Origin of the sequence: Corynebacterium sp. LaCa117 (assembly GCF_046717765.1) — a bacterium.
Classification (GTDB): Bacteria; Actinomycetota; Actinomycetes; order Mycobacteriales; family Mycobacteriaceae; genus Corynebacterium; species Corynebacterium kefirresidentii.
Genome location: NZ_CP177102.1, coordinates 260,336 through 277,044 on the forward strand (window position 1 = coordinate 260,336; position 16,709 = coordinate 277,044).

Annotated in this window: 20 protein-coding genes and 1 tRNA gene; 17 read left to right on the forward strand and 4 right to left on the reverse strand. The window is 58.0% G+C overall.

The genetic code is table 11. From position 1 onward, the window contains the following. Positions 1-22: 22 nt before the first annotated feature. Positions 23-1,555, reverse strand: a complete 1,533-nt coding sequence (locus ACLI1L_RS01345; protein WP_411707857.1) for an adenylate/guanylate cyclase domain-containing protein — start codon at positions 1,553-1,555, stop codon at positions 23-25. 37 nt (positions 1,556-1,592) lie between these two features. Between ACLI1L_RS01345 and ACLI1L_RS01350 the strand changes: the two genes are divergently transcribed. Continuing rightward, entirely contained in the window at positions 1,593-2,792 is a 1,200-nt protein-coding gene (locus tag ACLI1L_RS01350; protein ID WP_411707858.1) for a DNA polymerase III subunit delta', read from the forward strand. A 76-nt stretch (positions 2,793-2,868) separates the two neighbouring features. Then, positions 2,869-2,944: transfer RNA gene (locus ACLI1L_RS01355), tRNA-Thr, on the forward strand. A gap of 96 nt (positions 2,945-3,040) precedes the next feature. Here the strand turns inward: ACLI1L_RS01355 and ACLI1L_RS01360 are convergent. Next, a complete protein-coding gene (locus ACLI1L_RS01360; protein WP_411707859.1) occupies positions 3,041-4,177 on the reverse strand; it encodes a tyrosine-type recombinase/integrase in 1,137 nt (378 codons plus the stop codon). Further along, on the reverse strand, positions 4,164-4,862 hold the full coding sequence (locus ACLI1L_RS01365; RefSeq protein ID WP_411707860.1) for a helix-turn-helix domain-containing protein: 699 nt from the start codon (positions 4,860-4,862) through the stop codon (positions 4,164-4,166). The genes ACLI1L_RS01360 and ACLI1L_RS01365 overlap by 14 nt, the downstream gene beginning before the upstream one ends. Positions 4,863-4,978: 116 nt before the next feature. Between ACLI1L_RS01365 and ACLI1L_RS01370 the strand changes: the two genes are divergently transcribed. From ACLI1L_RS01370 to ACLI1L_RS01425, 12 genes are all read left to right on the forward strand, one after another. Next, positions 4,979-5,182, forward strand: coding sequence for a DNA-binding protein (locus ACLI1L_RS01370; RefSeq protein ID WP_411707861.1), 204 nt, complete (start codon positions 4,979-4,981; stop codon positions 5,180-5,182). Then, positions 5,183-5,554 carry a hypothetical protein gene (locus tag ACLI1L_RS01375; RefSeq protein WP_411707862.1) on the forward strand — a complete coding sequence of 124 codons (372 nt, stop codon included), beginning with the start codon at positions 5,183-5,185 and terminating at the stop codon, positions 5,552-5,554. A gap of 13 nt (positions 5,555-5,567) precedes the next feature. Continuing rightward, positions 5,568-5,918: a hypothetical protein gene (locus ACLI1L_RS01380; RefSeq protein ID WP_411707863.1), complete on the forward strand. Its 351-nt coding sequence runs from the start codon at positions 5,568-5,570 to the stop codon at positions 5,916-5,918. Beyond that, positions 5,908-6,456: a hypothetical protein gene (locus ACLI1L_RS01385; RefSeq protein ID WP_411707864.1), complete on the forward strand. Its 549-nt coding sequence runs from the start codon at positions 5,908-5,910 to the stop codon at positions 6,454-6,456. Before ACLI1L_RS01380 ends, ACLI1L_RS01385 begins: the two co-directional genes overlap by 11 nt. A gap of 117 nt (positions 6,457-6,573) precedes the next feature. After that, positions 6,574-6,909: a hypothetical protein gene (locus tag ACLI1L_RS01390; protein WP_411707865.1), complete on the forward strand. Its 336-nt coding sequence runs from the start codon at positions 6,574-6,576 to the stop codon at positions 6,907-6,909. A 141-nt stretch (positions 6,910-7,050) separates the two neighbouring features. Next, positions 7,051-9,108, forward strand: coding sequence for an AAA family ATPase (locus tag ACLI1L_RS01395; RefSeq protein WP_411707866.1), 2,058 nt, complete (start codon positions 7,051-7,053; stop codon positions 9,106-9,108). Continuing rightward, positions 9,105-9,347 carry a hypothetical protein gene (locus tag ACLI1L_RS01400; protein WP_411707867.1) on the forward strand — a complete coding sequence of 81 codons (243 nt, stop codon included), beginning with the start codon at positions 9,105-9,107 and terminating at the stop codon, positions 9,345-9,347. Before ACLI1L_RS01395 ends, ACLI1L_RS01400 begins: the two co-directional genes overlap by 4 nt. Beyond that, positions 9,341-9,706, forward strand: coding sequence for a hypothetical protein (locus ACLI1L_RS01405; RefSeq protein ID WP_411707868.1), 366 nt, complete (start codon positions 9,341-9,343; stop codon positions 9,704-9,706). Before ACLI1L_RS01400 ends, ACLI1L_RS01405 begins: the two co-directional genes overlap by 7 nt. Beyond that, positions 9,703-10,002 (forward strand): hypothetical protein, encoded by a 300-nt coding sequence (locus tag ACLI1L_RS01410; protein ID WP_411707869.1) that lies wholly within the window; start codon positions 9,703-9,705, stop codon positions 10,000-10,002. Before ACLI1L_RS01405 ends, ACLI1L_RS01410 begins: the two co-directional genes overlap by 4 nt. Positions 10,003-10,008: 6 nt before the next feature. After that, positions 10,009-10,395 (forward strand): hypothetical protein, encoded by a 387-nt coding sequence (locus ACLI1L_RS01415; protein ID WP_411707870.1) that lies wholly within the window; start codon positions 10,009-10,011, stop codon positions 10,393-10,395. 14 nt (positions 10,396-10,409) lie between these two features. Continuing rightward, entirely contained in the window at positions 10,410-11,291 is an 882-nt protein-coding gene (locus ACLI1L_RS01420) for a phage major capsid protein (protein WP_411707871.1), read from the forward strand. Between the two features lie 415 nt (positions 11,292-11,706). Further along, positions 11,707-12,114, forward strand: coding sequence for a hypothetical protein (locus ACLI1L_RS01425; protein WP_411707872.1), 408 nt, complete (start codon positions 11,707-11,709; stop codon positions 12,112-12,114). 250 nt (positions 12,115-12,364) lie between these two features. Here the strand turns inward: ACLI1L_RS01425 and ACLI1L_RS01430 are convergent, their stop codons facing one another. Continuing rightward, the gene (locus ACLI1L_RS01430) at positions 12,365-13,987 is read right to left on the reverse strand and encodes an AMP-binding protein (RefSeq protein ID WP_411707873.1); all 1,623 of its coding nucleotides are present in this window, start codon (positions 13,985-13,987) and stop codon (positions 12,365-12,367) included. Between the two features lie 151 nt (positions 13,988-14,138). Between ACLI1L_RS01430 and ACLI1L_RS01435 the strand changes: the two genes are divergently transcribed. From ACLI1L_RS01435 to ACLI1L_RS01445, 3 genes are read left to right on the forward strand one after another with little or no spacing between them, the layout of a single operon-like run. Continuing rightward, positions 14,139-14,954 (forward strand): GDSL-type esterase/lipase family protein, encoded by an 816-nt coding sequence (locus tag ACLI1L_RS01435; protein ID WP_167371310.1) that lies wholly within the window; start codon positions 14,139-14,141, stop codon positions 14,952-14,954. A 52-nt stretch (positions 14,955-15,006) separates the two neighbouring features. Continuing rightward, complete coding sequence (locus ACLI1L_RS01440) at positions 15,007-16,092, forward strand: S-(hydroxymethyl)mycothiol dehydrogenase (protein ID WP_049358791.1); 1,086 nt, start codon at positions 15,007-15,009, stop codon at positions 16,090-16,092. Continuing rightward, on the forward strand, positions 16,092-16,706 hold the full coding sequence (locus ACLI1L_RS01445; protein ID WP_023020439.1) for an MBL fold metallo-hydrolase: 615 nt from the start codon (positions 16,092-16,094) through the stop codon (positions 16,704-16,706). The genes ACLI1L_RS01440 and ACLI1L_RS01445 overlap by 1 nt, the downstream gene beginning before the upstream one ends. The last annotated feature ends 3 nt before the right edge of the window (positions 16,707-16,709 follow it).

A 16,709-nucleotide genomic window follows, 5' to 3' on the forward strand; every position in this document is an offset into this window, starting at 1 on the left:
CTGAGCTCACTTAAAAACCTCTTTATACCTCGGAACGTTCTGCCAGGGTAGCGCGGATAGGGCGAGCCAGCTGGGTCATGCGGTGACGGCCGCGCAGCTCAATGGATTTCATCATAGTCCAGCGGGCCTGCTCAGCTTCGTTAGCGGTTTTGAGCGTGGCGGCGTTGGTCAATACTTGGCCCGGGGTGTCCTTGGCCAGCTCGGTCAGGCGCGCGGCCTCGTTGACGGCATCACCGATGACGGTGTATTCAAAGCGATCGGCGCCGCCGATGTGCCCGGCGACAACGTGCCCCGCGGCCACGCCGATGCCGGCTTGCAACTCGAGTCCGCGCAATTCGCCGCGTAGCTCGCGGGCGGCCTGCAGGGCCATGGAGGTGGAATCATAAACGTTGAGGGGAGCGCCAAAAACCGCGAGGGCTGCATCGCCCTGGAATTTATTGATAATTCCTTTATTGCGGTGTACCACCTTGACGACGTGCTCGAAGAACTTATTGAGCTCCTCCACAACTTCTTCGGGGGAGTGGTTAACGGCAAACGTGGTGGAACCGATGACGTCAATAAAAAGCACCGCTACTTTGCGGTCCTCTCCGCCTAATTCTGGCCGCTCCTCCAACGCACGTTGGGCCACCTCGCTGCCGACGTAGCGGCCGAAAATATCGCGCACGCGGTTGCGCTCCCGCAGGCCACGCATCATTTCATTAAAACCGGCCTGCAGCACGCCTAGCTCGGATCCGTCATAGATATCGACCTCGGCATTGGTCTCACCGCGGCGCACCCGATTGATAGCGTTCTGTAGCTCCACAATCGGGTCCACGACGCTCATCACCGCAAAGCTGGTGCCGATAAAACCGGTAGCCAGAGCGGTAAGCGCCAAGGCGGTAATGGCGGGAACAAGATCGCCGGCGGTTCCAGCGAAAATCCCGGTGAGCTGGGCAATCAATACCAGGAGGATGCCGATGAGCGGCACCCCGGAAGTCATCAGCCAGGTGGATATCAGGCGGTATTTGATGGGTGGCTCGAGCGTAGAATCCTCAAAGCGCCGCGCCACCGCCTGGGCGGCAACTGGGCGCACGAGGCGCTCTGCCTGCAGGTAGGTCAGAATGATAACCACCAAGCCGGCCAGGGTAGCGGATACGCCTACGACAAGCCCCAAGCGGCTGGACTCCCGCCCGGAAATGACCACGGCCAAAATGATGCCGATGAGCCATACCGCGGCCGCTACTGCGGATTGGTATACGGGGATGCGCAGCACTAGGTTGCGCACCATATTTGGATCGTGCTCGTCTGGGTTGCGCTGCCAGTCCAGCACCGGGCGGAAGAGCAGGAGGGTTACGGCAATTCCGATAATCACGGCGAAGATGAGGTACACCGCGGCGACACCCATCAAGCTTGGCAGCTCGGCGGCAAAGTCCTTGATTTCCGGCATGGGAAGGAAATAGAGGACGAATGTCATGATCGCGATGGCGCCGATGAGGTTCGCACCGAGGACTAAGGCAGCGTAGACCGGCCATTGGGTTCCCATGAGCCATCGTGCGCCGCGCAATAGTCTGTTCATGTCTTCATACTTTAGTAAGACCAGTAGGCTAGGGCGAGTGAATACCGGAAGCGTTGCGCAAAGATTGGCAGATACCCCAGGCGTGGCCCGCACCATCCTGGATGCCGCTCGGGCAGCTCGGGGGATGCCGGGAGCAGACCCGCGGGCAATGAGCCATTCCTGGCTATTGACCGGCCCGCCGGGCTCCGGCCGATCCCTGGCCGCCCTCGATTTTGCGGCCGCACTCATGTGCACGGACCCGGAAGAGCCGGGCTGCGGCCGGTGCGAGGCCTGCCAGGCGGTGCTGGATGCGAAGCAGCATACTGACTTGGTGCTGGTGGATCCGCAGGAAGTCATCATTCCGGTGGATACGGTGCGCGAGGTCATCGGCCGCGCCGCGAGCCTGCCCACGGTGGCGCCCTGGCGCGTGGTGATCTTTAACAATGCCGACCGCCTCAATAACAACGGTGCGAATGCCCTGCTCAAGACCGTGGAAGAGCCGCCGGCGCGCACAGTGATCATCATGTGCGCTCCTTCCGACGCCCCCGAGGACTTCTCCCAGACCCTCCGCTCACGCTGCCGCCACCTCTACATCCCCTCCCCGTCCGTAGAGAGCATTACCGCCCAGCTGGTCAGCGAGGGCGCTTCGGATCACGACGCCCACTTGGCCGCCCTTACCTCCCTCCGCCACGTTGGCCGGGCACGGCGCCTCGTCAACGACCCGGCGGTGCAAAAACGCCGCGCGGTGGCTATCAACTTGGCAGAAGAGGTCTTCCACGGCTCCCAAGGCTTCCAGGCGGTCACCTCGCTGCTGAAATTGGTCGATTCGGAGGCGAAGGAATCGCATAAGGAACAGGAAGAGGCCGAACTGGCGAAGCTGGAGCAGACCCTCGGCGTAGGTGCGAAGGGCAAAGGCGCGGCTAAAGCGCAGCGCGATGCCCGATCCGCCATTAAGGATCTGCAGGAGCAGCACAAGAAGCGGGCGAAGCGGCGCGTGATCGACAACCTGGATTTAGTACTTATCGATCTCTCCGGTGTGTACCGCGATGCGCTCATGCAGAAAGTCGGCGCGCAGGTGGACCTGACCCACCCGGACTTCGCCGGTCTTTCTGGCGAGCTAGCGCAACGCGTGAGTGAGGAAGGCCTGCTGGACTGCCAGGCCGCCATCACGTTATGCCGCGAGCAGCTCACACAAAACGTCGGCACGCAGATTGCCTTCGACGGGTTGGTGGGCCGGCTGCGCCGCGCGTGCCTGTAGGTGGGGCCCGATTTCTATTCCGCGGCGCCCCTAGGTTAAACTTTCTCTTGCTGCACTGGCGTGTGCCAAGCAGCGTGCCGCCTTAGCTCAGTCGGTAGAGCATTTCACTCGTAATGAAAAGGTCGCGAGTTCGATTCTCGCAGGCGGCTCCACTAAAAAGCACCCTTTACCAGCAATAACGGTTTAGGGTGCTTTCTGTTTCGTTGAGGGTATAGCCCAAATGGCTACAAAATGGCTACACCTCGACGTTATTCCACGTCATTATGCAGCGCATTTAAGGCGTCTCCAACTTGGTTCAAATCATCCGGGAACAGATCCGCATAGATGTTTAGGGTGACTGCCGCCGATTCGTGGCCTAGAAGCGCCTGGACTGCTTTGACGTTCGCGCCAACGCTAATAGCCAAGCTGGCGCAGGTATGGCGCAGCCCGTGAGGTAGGACGGTAGGAAATTCCCCCGTGTGTCCATCCTCCTTCCACTTCTTTTTGGCTTCATCGACGCTTGGTTTAAAAATTCGAGCGCGATAATTTCCAACATCAAGCCGTTGACCGTCCTTAGACAGGAAAAGCGGGGCGTTGGGTTCGCGGCCGGCAATAAGTTCAGTTAGTTGCTCAAACAGGAAGCGGGGGACAGGTACACGGCGATTCTCATAGGTTTTCGTGGGACCAATGACCCCATAATCTTTCACCGCCTTGTCGATATGAAGTCGACGGGTGTTCTCGTCTAGGTCTTCGACATTGAGCGCGGCAATTTCGCTAATTCGTGGACCGCAATAGGCCATCGTGTAAATTATCGTCCGCTCGTTGTCAGTGCCCTGGACTGCCGCTAAGACTTCAACTTGTTTTGGTGTGAGGTATCCGCGACGCGCTGTTGATTCTCGTTTAACGGTGATCTTCTGTACTGGGTTAGCGGCAATCATTCGGGACTCGACCGCTGTTTCGCACAGTGCGCGGAGGACATAGACGGCGCGGAGGATGGTGTCGCGTTTCTTGCCTTCCGACTGCATGTCCGCCACCCATTTACGTACATGCGGCGCTGTAATGGAATCAACGGGCCAGGAACCCCACCGTGGTTTTACGTGGACGTTATAGGCGCTTAGGTTGGTCCGTTTGGTGCGAGGGGCGAGGGATTCTTGGGAGGGGAGCCATAGCTCGTAGACCTTCGAAATTTCGGCCTTACCGGCTTGGGGGTGGATGAAAGTACCGGTTTTCTTGGTACGTTCGACCTCGTCTGCAAAATCTTGTGCGTCACCTTTGCGCTTAAATCCGCGCTTTTTGGTGAGCTTTCGGTCTGGGGTGCGGTATTGCACCATGTATCGCAGAGCGCGCTTCTTGGCTTTCTCGTCCCCCTCTTTGTACTTGAGGTAATAAGGCTCAATGCTTGCCATCAGAATCCATCGCTGCCTGAATATCAGAGATGAGGTTACGCGTTACGCGCCCCTTCTTTTGCGGGGTGGAACCTTCTCCCGCCAACTTGTCGCGGCGCTCTTCGAACCGCATTGCCCATAAAGAATCCGACCACGCTAACAGTTCAAATACGTCAACGCCAGCTCTTTTTGCAGCTCGTTCTTCGCCCGCTGTGGGGTTGCGGTATTTAGTGCGTAAATCGCCGAAAGTTGTCCCTTCAGGCAGGTTCAGTGACCTTACGCGAGAAGACGGAACGGCAATCATTTCTTTTGCCTTCTCAAGCATTCCTGGCGCGAGTCTGGTTTCCAATTGGGAACCGTGCAGCCACTTCAAAATTGCTGAATGAGTAGTGACGGATCCTTTTCCGACAGCAATGGGGGAGTCAGACTTAAACAGCTCGTCGATTTTTGGTCCTAATGCATAGGCCTCAACATCGTCTTCACCGCGAATCCAATTCTCCTCGTTGTTGAGAATGCTGGTTAGCGCCATCAGGGTTTCGACCGTGACTTTAAAGTTTCCGCTTTCAATCGCACTGACACTGCCTGCAGACCAATTTAGGCCGAAGGCCCGAGCTGCAGAAGCTACGGTTTCCATACTTTTTTCGCCGCGAAGGCGTTTTACGTTTTCGCCAACTACCTCGGCTAATGACTTAACTTCTTGCTGCATGGCTACAGTCTACAAAATCTGGTGATTGACAGTGAGCTAAAGGTGTGCTTATCTGTATTTAACACAGTCTACAAACACGCGTGACTGTGTAACGTGAACCAAAGAAAGGCTCATCAATGGATGACATTTTGACGCCAGGACAGCTAGGTGAGCGCTGGCACATGACTAAGGGAGCGCTTGCTCAACAGCGCTACAAAGGTAACGGCCCGAAGTTCTTCAAGGTAGGGAAGGGCGTCTTCTACCGCGTAGCCGACATCCTCGACTGGGAGCATTCCCAGCTCCGAACCCGCACCGACGAGTTGCCGAAGGAGGTGGCGTAGGTGATGAAGCGCTACCTTCCCCAGGACTCGCTGGCGTATCTCGCTGATAGTGTGCTCGCTTCACTCGACGCCGTTAACGCAGAAATTCAGGACATCGACGGTCGTTGCCCGGAGTTCGACGAGCTGCCTGACAACCTGCAGAACGCTATCTACATTCTCGACGGTATCCGCGAAGCGGTCCGCAAAGAAGCCATGCATCACAACGTGCACCGCGCCACTCATTACAGCAATGGGCTTCCGGTTCGTCTGCACTACAAGGGCGAAGTCGTGACCGACCCGGAGGGTGTGCGTTACCGCCCGGACAACATCACCACGATGCACCCGAACGGCACCCCGGACGCCCCAGTACCACCGCAAAACAACGTTGCTTAAGGAGAAAAGAAAAATGAGCAACTATACCGAAGCTGAAATTGTCGCTTCGCAACTGCAGTCATTCACCGACCGCGCTATAAACATTGCGCTTCTCAACGAGGAAATCGACAAGACCAGGAACAAGTTCGTCAGCGAAGGCCCATATGGAGAAACACCCCTAAAGCTTGCCCAGCTAAAGGCCAGCCAAATCAGGGAATATCTTTCAATGACCGCTCTCACCATCGAAGACATGGCAAAGGAGCCGGAGAGTGGAAAGGACTTAGCAGAGCGCCAACTCGAACTCTCTCAAATCGCAAAAGACATTGCGGACTGCATCGAGGTCTACTTCAACCACGGAGAGGGAGATTCCACCAATGACCATTAAGCATAAGAAAACCCCCGTTGGTGCTGGGAACGCCAACGAGGGAAACAACGAGACTGCAGCGCACTCGAATAAGACCAATCATAGCAGCCGTGAACTTCGCCGCGCTATCGGCAAGGTTCAGGCCGCTATCTCCAACAACAACCGGGCCCTTCGCCAAATCAACGAGGAATCACTCAACGCCAGCCCGGCCGAGTTCCGGGACCTCGACGCGAAATTCGGAGAAGTTCAGAAAGCTAACACTGTGCTGACTAAGCAGCTCCGCTCCCTCGTTGAGGAGTGCCACCAGGTGGTGCAACAGGAGCGTGACGCCGCCAAGGAGCACCAAGAAGAATCCGCCCGTCATGATGCCCGCAGGCGCGAAGAAATCACTCGCATCACGGGCCATTCTGACTGGTCCCCTATGGACCTGCAATACATGCTCGTTGAGCGCTACCGCGAAGGCGGCGACTACATGACCGTTCTCGACGCCATGAAGGCCATTGACGACCTCGACCTAGAGCGCGCCGGTCTGAACTCTTGGGGAGAAGGTGACGAGTAATGCCAGTTAATGCGGACGCTCTTCTTTCAGTAGCGGATCTTCTTCTCGTTGCTGACGCCGAAGACCTACTCCAACACCTCGACCTCCCCAACACCCTCGCAGCATAAGGAGCACACCGTGAACAAATACAGCTTCTCCGAACTAGACCGCTCGAACTACGAATCCGAACTCGTCACCGACGATCCCTACGTTGGCTGTTTCTATACCTTCCTCAACGAGGAATATCTCGGAATGGTCATCAGATGGTCCAAGTACCGGGAGAACCGCCCGATTGGGGAGTTCAACTACCTCGCATCGCCACCGCGGGTAATGGTTCCGCTCCGTCCCACCGATGGAGGCTGGAGCGTCCAAGAACTCGCAGGCGAAGACTACTACGTCTTCTCAACCCTGCGTGAAGCGTGCGACTACCTCAACGAATGCCATCAGACATTCCTCGACCTAATCGCAAGCTAAACCAATCCAATTAGCCCTACTGGCAGGCACCAGCGTTCGAGCCGCTGGAGGGCACCAGCCCCACAACACGGGGAAGCAACAACCAAACAAGTAGAGCTGGCGGACAATCCATACCCACCCCGACCCGAAGGAAGACGATAAGTGCCAAGCGCTGTAAATTCCTACCAACGATTCCTCGAAGCAGCCGACACGGCAGGACTTCACTACCGCGAACTTGAATCCGGTAAACGCGCCCAGGTGCAAACCCCGGGCCATAGCGACCAAGACCGGGGAACCAGCATCACGTATAACGGTGACCAGCTCCTCGTCTATTGCCACAACGGAGACATTGACACTGTCCTCGACAGTCTTGGTCTCTCACTTGCCGACCTGTACGACGAGCCAAGCGGCGCCCGCTATGACTACGGTGACGGCCGGCTCGTCCACCGATCGCCTGAAAAATACTTCCGCCAAACTGGCAACACCAAAGGCACTAATCTTTACGGACTGCAGTCACTATCCCTACCCGGTCCCGTTTACGTAGTAGAAGGCGAAAAAGACGTTAACACCGCCACCAACGTGTGGGGTGCAGCTGCAGTGTCTCAAGCCCAAGGAGCGAGCACCGGGCCTGATAAAGCCGACTGGGCACCGCTTAAAGACCGCGACGTTGTCATTGTCGCCGACGATGATAAACCGGGTGAAAAGCGGGCTGACAAGGTCTTCACCTATCTCACGGGACACAATGCACGACCAGAATCGGTACGCATCGTTAAAGCCGCTGCAGGCAAGGACCTCTCCGACCATATCGCAGCCGGACTCAACGCCACCGACCTGAAACCAGTAGGTGACAAGGTAGGGCGCCGGCGCGTGAAATTGATTCAGGCAAGCAGCATTAAAACCGAAAAAGTTGATTGGCTCATTAAGGAATGGATTCCAGCCGGCATGCTCACTCTCCTTGCAGGGCGTGAAGGTATCGGTAAATCCACCATCGCGTGCGGTTGGGTAGCTGAGTTCAGTAGCCAGGGCGTGAAATGTGCCTATCTCAACTCCGAGGATTCTCGCTCGTTTACGGTTAGGCCCCGCCTGCAAGCTGCAGGGGCGAACCTCGACAATGTTTTCTTCATTGACGTGGAGACCGAAACAGGTAGCGAAGGGCATCTTCGCCTACCTCAAGACACTGAGATTCTGTTTCGCGAGCTCGTCGACCAGGGCGTGAAGTTCGTAGTTCTCGACGCGGCTAAAAGCTCAATGGACCCGAAGCTCGACGGCTACAAGGACGACCATGTCCGCCAGTTTCTTGAACCACTGGCAGCAGCCGCCGACAAGTACAACATCACCATCGTTGGGCTGGCGCACTTCGGCAAAAAGGAAGGAAAAGACACCGGCCGGCTTCTCCTTGGCTCAATTGCATGGAGCCAGATAGCCCGAAGCGTCTTGTCTGCAGCCGTAGACGAGGACGGCCGCTTAATCGTCACGAACACAAAGGCCAACCTGGCTAGGGGCATCGTTTCCCGCGAAGCCCGCATTGTTCCGCGCCCCGTAGCTCTCGACGATGGGACGCTCACAGAGTTAGGAGCCATTGAGTGGGGAGAATTCACGGACATGCCCGCGACTGATCTCCTCGAAAGCCAAGACGATGACGATCGAGATGACCGAACCGGTGCCGAAGTTTGGTTGCAGGACTACCTCACCGAGCGCGGCCCCACACCACGATCTGAGGTGCTTAAGGCAGCGAAGAAGGCAGACGTTGCTTCGGAACGCACCATCAAGCGTGCCTTCAAAAAGCTAGGAGGAGAATCCCACTCCCAAGGATTCCCACGTGTTGCAACGTGGTCGCTTCCCAGTAGGGACATTCGGGCCAACACTCCCCTAGGGGTAAATAACAGTGGCCCAACTGGCCCAACTGGCGATATGCAGGCAAAACACAGTGGCCCAACTAGGCAGAATCCACAGTCGGGCCACGGGCCACACACTGGCCCAACTGGACAACTTTTCGCCCTCAACACCTCCACCACGCCACAGCCCAACGACCTAGAGGACGCTGTCCTCAACGCCCTCGACACCACGCGGGGACAGTCCACCAAACAGATCCAAAAGCACCTCACCCAAAAGCAGCTCGACCAAGTCGATGACTTCTACACCGTCATTGAACACCTTCAAATGAAAGGGCTAATTCGAATCAACGAGCACGGCCTGTACGTGCGTAAGGAGACAGCATGAGAACTCGATTCCGTACTTTTTCTAGCCGCTGGGCAACTGGACGCTTAGAGGTTGCGAGCGTGAAGCGCTCCTCGCGTCACCTTGTAATGCGCATCCACATTAACGGTAAAGGCAACGCCCGGCCCCTAGCTGTCATTGAAATCAAGGACCAAGACATCTACCGCTTGGCCGACGCCCTCGTCGACACGGTAGAGAACTTTCACCATGACGAGCAGCCGGAGGAAGAATCATCGTGCTGATTACTTCCCCTATTGTGTTCGCCTACACCCGCCAAGAATTGCAGGCACTACGAGTACTCACCAAGGCTGGTGCTGGGTATTCCTTGAAGCACGGTCGGCAGCTGTCCCCCATCGAGCGCGCCCTTATTGAGGAGATTGACACCGCCGCCACCAAACATCTGCAGCAACGACAAGCGCGACATGAATCCAGCACCCCCGATCCAAACTCATGGTTGACCACCAAAGACCTAGCAAAGCAAAGCGGATACAGCACTCGCCATATCCAAAGGCATGCACGGGACCTTGGTGGACAACTGCACAAAGGTGTGTGGCTTTTCCCGCCACACCTTCGAGACGATAAGGAGGATGCACACTCGTGAAGTTAGACGGCGCGAATGTGATTAGTTTTCATCCCACTGACCGACAACTCACCGCCCGCTTCAAGGACGGCAACAAGTTCGACGTAGTGGGTTTTATGACCCTGGCAATCCAAGGCAACGATTCCCGCGCAGAACACCCCGGCGGTTTCCCTACCGCATGGTTACCGCGAGCCGATGAAACCACTTACGAGGTTACGGTCGCCGCCGTATGCGATAAGGACGGAATCGTCCGCCCAGTTACTGAACTTGGTGGACTGGTCTCCGTCGACCGCACACAGACTCCTCGCAGGAAGTAGGTGCCCATGAGTGACGACACTGAATTGGCTGAAGTCGAAAAAGAAACCGAAGCTGTAGAACCTGATGCCGACAGCACCGTCGACGAGCGTCACGACCAGGAGCCTGAAGCAAACGAGCTACAGGAGCGCGAGTCTTCACCGGCCGGCGACCATACTCACTTAGCTGATGCACTGACACTGCCTGAAGAAGCCCGTGACGCCCTACGAGACCACCTCGCGGACTGCACCCCGGAAATGGCTAACGCGGCCATTGATATAGCTTCTCGCGTCGCTAAGGCCATGCCCAAGCCCGCCCCACCGAGCAACATGCCAATGGAGCACTACAAGCCCGGTAGCGGAGTTCAGGAATTGTCCCACGAAACCAGCTGGGCAACCGCATTCAACATTCGATAAGTAAAGGAGAAACCATGACCTCTACTACTTCCCCCGTCGACCTGGGGCTAGACTCCCCGCGACATAAGGTATTCAACCAAGATGAGATTAACGCCCTCATCACCCTGCCACTGCTCAACCAATCCGTAGCGGCAACCACCGCCACCGTCATCCGCCCTACTAAGGGCCACGCGGTGGAAATCCCTATCATCACTAGCGACTATGCAGGCACCGGCGCGGACTATCCTGGCATTGTTGCTGAAGGCGGCGAAGTCCCAATCGCTACTGCCCCGAAGGCTGAAGTGCTTTCCATTGATCACCTCAAGCTCGCAGCCCGCGCCGAAGTTCCTTGGGAACAGCTCAATGGTGTCAACTTCCCCACCATCGGAATCTATGGCGAATCCCTCACTCGTCGACTCATGAACACCGTCGATAAGGGCTACCTCGACGAGTCCAAGGACTCCCCATTCACCGGCCTTGGCTCCTACAAGGACGCGGCAAAAGCAATCACCGGCCCGCTGCAGAACTTGGACATGTTCCTCGACGCTATCCAGCACGCCCAGGAACTCGACGCCACCGTCACCAGCTTCATCATGTCGCCGGCAACGCTGACTAAGCTCGCTAAGCTCAAGCGTGCTGACACATCCCAGGAGCCACTGCTAGGCACCGCTGACGCGCCCGGAACCATGACCATCGCAGGCGTTCCCCTCAAGGCATCCAAGTACTGCCCTGACAATGTAATCTGGGCAGTGCCAGGCGATCGTGTCTACCTCTCGCTGCGTGAAGATGTGACCCTGAAGTTCGATGAAATGGCGGACTTCAACCGGATGACTTCCGGTCTTCTTTCCTACATGCGAGTTGGCATGGGTTCGATTCAACCCGAAGCCCTAAGCCGAATCACCATCACTGGCAAGTAGTGGCCCGGCCGACGCTTTCCTTACGGGGGTGGGGGAGGTGTCGGCTTTCTTCGCAGCCCGCGGCCCCAGACGGCATAGGGTAAATGTCTGTGTACGGGTTAGGGGATTTGCCCTGGTGGGGGTTGTTCGGGTGGTTGTGTGGCGTTCTGGGCGGCGTTTGGGCGGTTGGATGGCTGTTGTGGTGGGCGTGCTTATTTTGGCCCTTGATTTTTGCGGGTGTATACCCATGAAAAGATATCCGCTGGTCAACGTGGTTAATTCGTAACACTATGGTAGAATTGGTTGCATGACCTGCAAAGAATGTGGCTCTCCACTCGGAATTGGGGGCGCCCGAGGTCGGCTGCCTCGGTTCTGCTCAAATGCTTGCCGTCAACGCGCCTATCGCCGTCGGCGCGCCACCCCAATCCCCGCAGTCATGCGGGACACCGCCCGCTGGGCACGAGCTGCAGGCAAGCGGCCTATTCAGATTGATGGCACCGCTGCTTCGTCAACGAATCCCGCCACGTGGTCAACGTATTCGAAGGTGCTGAAATCAAAAGCTGGCGACGGTTTTGGTTTCATGCTGGGCGACGGTATCGGGTGTTACGACCTGGACAACGCCATTGGGAATGGTGTTGTGAAGTCGTGGGCGCGTGACATCATCGATGCAATCGATGAACCCGTTGTCTATGTAGAGAAATCCGTTAGCGGCTGCGGTCTGCATGTGTTTGTGGAGTTGGCGGAGCAAATGGGTTCGCGCCGTAGCGTGGGGGACGGCAGCGTTGAGAAGTATTCGTGTGGTCGGTTCATCCGATGCGGAGAACCAGTGAAGTTGAACGTCTAGATTTTGGTGGAGTCCGCGAAGAAACTATGGCTTGCGGCTACAAAATGGCTACACTCGCTAGAAATTGAGGGTGATTTAGGGGTATGCGGCGAAATTAAAATGCCTAGAAAAGCGGGGTTTCTGACACTCGCAGTTCCCTTTAATCTTTCTCGTAATGAAAAGGTCGCGAGTTCGATTCTCGCAGGCGGCTCCACAGTGGTCGCAGGTTATATAGCCTGCGGCCTTTCGCCGTTGTAGGGGAGCGGGTGGCTTAAGCGTCGCCGTGATTATTCAGCAGGCGCGGGACCACCTTGCCGGTGGCGTTGCGCGGGAGCTTGTCCATGAAGTGCACATCGCGCGGCACGGAGTGATCAGCAAGCTTGGTGCGGACCCACTCGCGGATGGCGTCGGCCGTGAGGGCCTTTCCGGTGGTGTCGGCAGTAGGCACCGCCCACACGGCGATGCGCTGGAAGGTCTCGCTATCTTCCACGCCACCGGCATGGACCTCGTGGATGCCGGGCATGGCTTCGAGGACCTCGGTGACGGATTGGGGATGAACATTTTCGCCGCCGACGATGATCATGTCATCGGCGCGGCCGACCACGTGCAAGAAATCATGCTCGTCGATATAGCCCAGGTCACCGATGGAGATGAGTCCGTCGATCTTATTGAGGCGCAGGTTGGGATTGGTATAGCCGGTCATTGCGGTGGAGTTGGTCAGGTAAATCTCGCCTACCTCGCCGCGCGGCACCGGGTGGCCTTCCTTATCGAGGATGCGCAGCTTCGTGCCGGAGGCTACGCGTCCGGCGATGGTGGGGTTGGCGGCCACCTGGTCCATGCTGGCGGTCGTTGCCAGCGCGAGCTCGGTGGAGCCATAGACATTGCAGAGGATGGCGCCGAAGCGCGCATTGGTCTCCTTGACCACCTCCGGGGTCAGCGCATTGCCGGCCGAAGCGATGAATTTCAGGCTCGAGGCATCGAACTCACCGGCCGGATCCCGCTCTACCAAGCGCTTAAAGAAGATAGGGGAGGAGATCATGCCATCGAGGCGGTAGCGCTGGACATCGTCAAGCACCTGCTCCGCGTCGAATACGCGGCGGGTGACGATGGTATTGCGCAGGCCGAGCGCGATATTGATGCAGGCCCAACCCCAGGTGTGAAAAATGGAGGCGGTCAGCTGCAGGCGCTGGTCGGCGCGCCACGGAATCGTATCCACGATGGAGGCCAGCACCACCGGCAGGGTTGGCTCCGGCCGCACAATTCCCTTCGGAATACCCGTGGTACCGGAGGACATGAGCACGATGGAGCCGTGCTTGGGAAAACGCGGCAGCTCCACGGCCGGTGGATTCTTCACAATCTTGTCTAGCTTCGGCAGCTCGCTTGCCCCGGTATCGTGCGCGATGATGACGGGAATATCGGTATCCACGCGGTCGATGAACTCATCATCTACCACGAGCACGTTGATACCGTTTTCCTCGATGCAGCCCGCTAACTGCTCCGGCGAGGAGCCCACGTTGAGCAGGTAAATGGAAGCACCCGCATAGCCCTTGGCGCCGAGCGGAATGATGATGCCGCGGCCGTTGCGCGCCATCACGCCAAGGCGGATTTCGGGCAGGTTCAGCGAGCGGAGGTAGCGGGCGAAGCCCTGGGTGTGGGTGCGCAGCTGGCGGTAGGTGAGGGTGCCGTCGTCGTCGATAAGCGCTAGGCGCTCCGGGCAGGTGAGGTATCCCTGCTCAATTTCACGCGCGGTGGTGAAGCGGTAGCGGGCCAGGTTAGGTAGCAAACTGAGCTGGGCCTTCGCGCCGCCTTGGTGGCTGATGAGTCCAGCGTTATAGAGTGCCGGCACGAACCGGCCGAGGGCTGCTGCGTGGAATGTGAAATCAGAAAAATTCACGGTTGGGGTAGCTCCAAATAAGCGAAGATAACAAAAAGGTAACCATGGACGATATCGTGAGAGAGGCGCGCGGTGTTGCCGCCAACTCGAAATATGTTACAGAAGTGACTACAGTTACCTGAAGTTACTGGTGTTTCTAGAAAAGGATCTCATGAAATCTCTGCAGCTCAAAGTCCTCTCCGTGGTGGCTTCCGCGCTGGCCGTAGTGGGTGTGGCGGTCGCGCCACAAGCTTCCGCCGCGGAGCGCAACCTAGTAGCCTTCGGTGATTCTGTCCTCGCGGATCCAGATGCCGGCTCCTACTTTGCTCACCGTTTCGATCCCTCTAAGGGTGTGGGCGTGGATTGCCCTACCTCCAATAACTACGCCAAGCGTGCCGGCGCCAAGCTGCGCCTTCCGGTGCGTGATTTCTCCTGCTCCGGTGCCGTGTCCATGTCTCGCGGCCCGCAGGTTTCCCAGCAGGTGGACGCGGCCATTCGTAGCGGCGCGCTGACTCCGGCTACCAACCGTGTGGTAATCACTACCGGTTTCAATGACACCTATAACCACCGCGAGCTCAATCTGCCGCAGATTCGCAAGCAGTTCGCGGATCACACCGCACCGCAGATTGAGCGCATCAAGCGTGCGGCTCCGAATGCGCGCGTGCAGATCGTTGGCTACCCCACCATCGGTACCGGACCGTACTACTGCCTCTTCCATTTCGGTCCGCGCCCAGCTGATTCCACCTTCCTGCCCGGCATTCAGGACTTTGAGAATAAGGCGCAGTGGATGCAGGTGGACCTGGCGGCACGTACTGGCGTGCAGTTCTTGGATATGAAACCTTCCACCCGCAATAACGGCATGTGTGCCGATGCAAATCAGCGCATGTGGGCTGGTCTGGTGGACTTTAGCGCTGGCGATGGCAACCTGCCCATCCACATGAACCAGCGCGGCCACGAGCATGCGGCCAATGTCATTGCCCACTCCTAAAAAAGATTTTCATTAATGCGCCGATTTTGAAAATATCGGTACGCTCGGGCGCATGACTGTAAAAGCTGTTATTGCCCGTTCCAAGGGCGCGGAAGTCGAAACCGTCAATATCGTTGTCCCCGACCCCGGCCCTAATGACGTCATCGTGCGCGTGCAGGCCTGCGGCGTATGCCACACCGACCTTGCTTACCGCGATGGCGATATCGAAGACGCCTTCCCCTTCCTGCTCGGCCACGAGGCCGCGGGCGTGGTGGAGACCGTAGGTTCTGCGGTCACCCACGTAGAGGAGGGCGACTTCGTCATTTTGAACTGGCGCGCCGTATGCGGCGAGTGCCGCGCCTGCAAGAAGGGTGAGCCGAAGTACTGCTTCAATACCCACAACGCCTCTAAGAAGATGACCCTCGAGGACGGCACCGAGCTCACCCCTGCGCTGGGCATCGGTTCCTTCGCGGAAAAGACCTTGGTCCACGAGGGCCAGTGCACCAAGGTGGAAGATACCGACCCAGCCGCTGCTGGCCTGCTGGGCTGCGGCATCATGGCGGGTCTCGGCGCGGCCGTGAATACCGGTGACATCCAGCTCGGCGAGTCCGTAGCCGTCTTCGGCTGCGGCGGCGTTGGCATGGCTGCCATTGCCGGCGCCAAGCTGGCGGCCGCGGCAAAGATCATCGCCGTGGACATCGACGAAGCCAAGCTGGAGACCGCTCGCGAATTCGGCGCGACCGATACCATCTGCTCCAAGGACCTCTCGGAACAGGAAGTCATCGACGCCGTCCGCGAGCTCACCGGCGGCTTCGGCACCGACGTTTCCATCGACGCCGTGGGCATCCAGCCCACCTGGCGCCAGGCCTTCTACTCCCGCGACCATGCCGGACGCATGGTCATGGTGGGCGTGCCTAACCTCACCGACCACGTGGATATCCCCGCCATCGACCTCTACGGCCGCGGCGGTTCCATCAAGCCAGCGTGGTACGGCGATTGCCTCCCGGAGCGCGATTTCCCCGCTTATGTAGCGCTGTCCAAGGCCGGAAATTTCCCGCTAGAAAAGTTCGTCTCCGAGCGCATTGCGCTTGACGACGTCGAGCAGGCCTTCGCCACCATGAAGTCCGGCAAGGTCCTGCGTTCGGTGGTGGAGTTCTAATGCGGATCGATAGCACAGTTACGTCCGGCAAGTTCCGCCTCGATGGTGGCGAGTGGGACGTGGACAATAACGTCTACGTCGTGGGCGATGACTCCAATGTTTATGTGGTGGATCCCTCTCACGATCTCGATGCCGTAGCGGAGCTGGTAGGCGATCGCCACGTGGAAGGAATCCTGCTCACCCACGCGCACAACGATCACTGCGAGCTCGCACCCGAGGCCGCCAAGCGCTTCGACACCGAGGTCTATCTACACCCGGACGATGACATGCTGTGGCAGGAATCCAACGGCGATGCCCCGTATACGCCGCTGGCGGATCGCGGTCAATTCGATATCGGCGGCGAGAAAATCACGGTCTACCACACCCCTGGCCACTCGCCGGGCTGCGTGGTGCTGCACGTGGGCGAGACGCTACTGTCGGGCGATACGCTCTTCAACGGCGGCCCAGGCGCCACCGGCCGCAAGTACTCCGACTTCGATGTGATCATCGAGTCGCTGAAGAACGTGGTCTTCACGCTTCCGGAAGACACCAAGGTCCTGCCTGGGCATGGCGACGCCACCACGGTGGGCGCGGAGGCCGCGCGCCTCGACGAATACATCGAGCGCGGTTACTAGCCG

Excerpts from the sequence above, each read along its gene's own strand:
- ACLI1L_RS01345 (WP_411707857.1), bottom strand. The coding sequence starts at position 1,555 with ATGAACAGACTATTGCGCGGCGCACGATGGCTCATGGGAACCCAATGG.
- ACLI1L_RS01360 (WP_411707859.1), bottom strand. The coding sequence starts at position 4,177 with ATGGCAAGCATTGAGCCTTATTACCTCAAGTACAAAGAGGGGGACGAG.
- ACLI1L_RS01365 (WP_411707860.1), bottom strand. The coding sequence starts at position 4,862 with ATGCAGCAAGAAGTTAAGTCATTAGCCGAGGTAGTTGGCGAAAACGTA.
- ACLI1L_RS01370 (WP_411707861.1), top strand. The coding sequence starts at position 4,979 with ATGGATGACATTTTGACGCCAGGACAGCTAGGTGAGCGCTGGCACATG.
- ACLI1L_RS01380 (WP_411707863.1), top strand. The coding sequence starts at position 5,568 with ATGAGCAACTATACCGAAGCTGAAATTGTCGCTTCGCAACTGCAGTCA.
- ACLI1L_RS01385 (WP_411707864.1), top strand. The coding sequence starts at position 5,908 with ATGACCATTAAGCATAAGAAAACCCCCGTTGGTGCTGGGAACGCCAAC.
- ACLI1L_RS01400 (WP_411707867.1), top strand. The coding sequence starts at position 9,105 with ATGAGAACTCGATTCCGTACTTTTTCTAGCCGCTGGGCAACTGGACGC.
- ACLI1L_RS01415 (WP_411707870.1), top strand. The coding sequence starts at position 10,009 with ATGAGTGACGACACTGAATTGGCTGAAGTCGAAAAAGAAACCGAAGCT.
- ACLI1L_RS01420 (WP_411707871.1), top strand. The coding sequence starts at position 10,410 with ATGACCTCTACTACTTCCCCCGTCGACCTGGGGCTAGACTCCCCGCGA.
- ACLI1L_RS01425 (WP_411707872.1), top strand. The coding sequence starts at position 11,707 with ATGCGGGACACCGCCCGCTGGGCACGAGCTGCAGGCAAGCGGCCTATT.
- ACLI1L_RS01435 (WP_167371310.1), top strand. The coding sequence starts at position 14,139 with ATGAAATCTCTGCAGCTCAAAGTCCTCTCCGTGGTGGCTTCCGCGCTG.
- ACLI1L_RS01440 (WP_049358791.1), top strand. The coding sequence starts at position 15,007 with ATGACTGTAAAAGCTGTTATTGCCCGTTCCAAGGGCGCGGAAGTCGAA.
- ACLI1L_RS01445 (WP_023020439.1), top strand. The coding sequence starts at position 16,092 with ATGCGGATCGATAGCACAGTTACGTCCGGCAAGTTCCGCCTCGATGGT.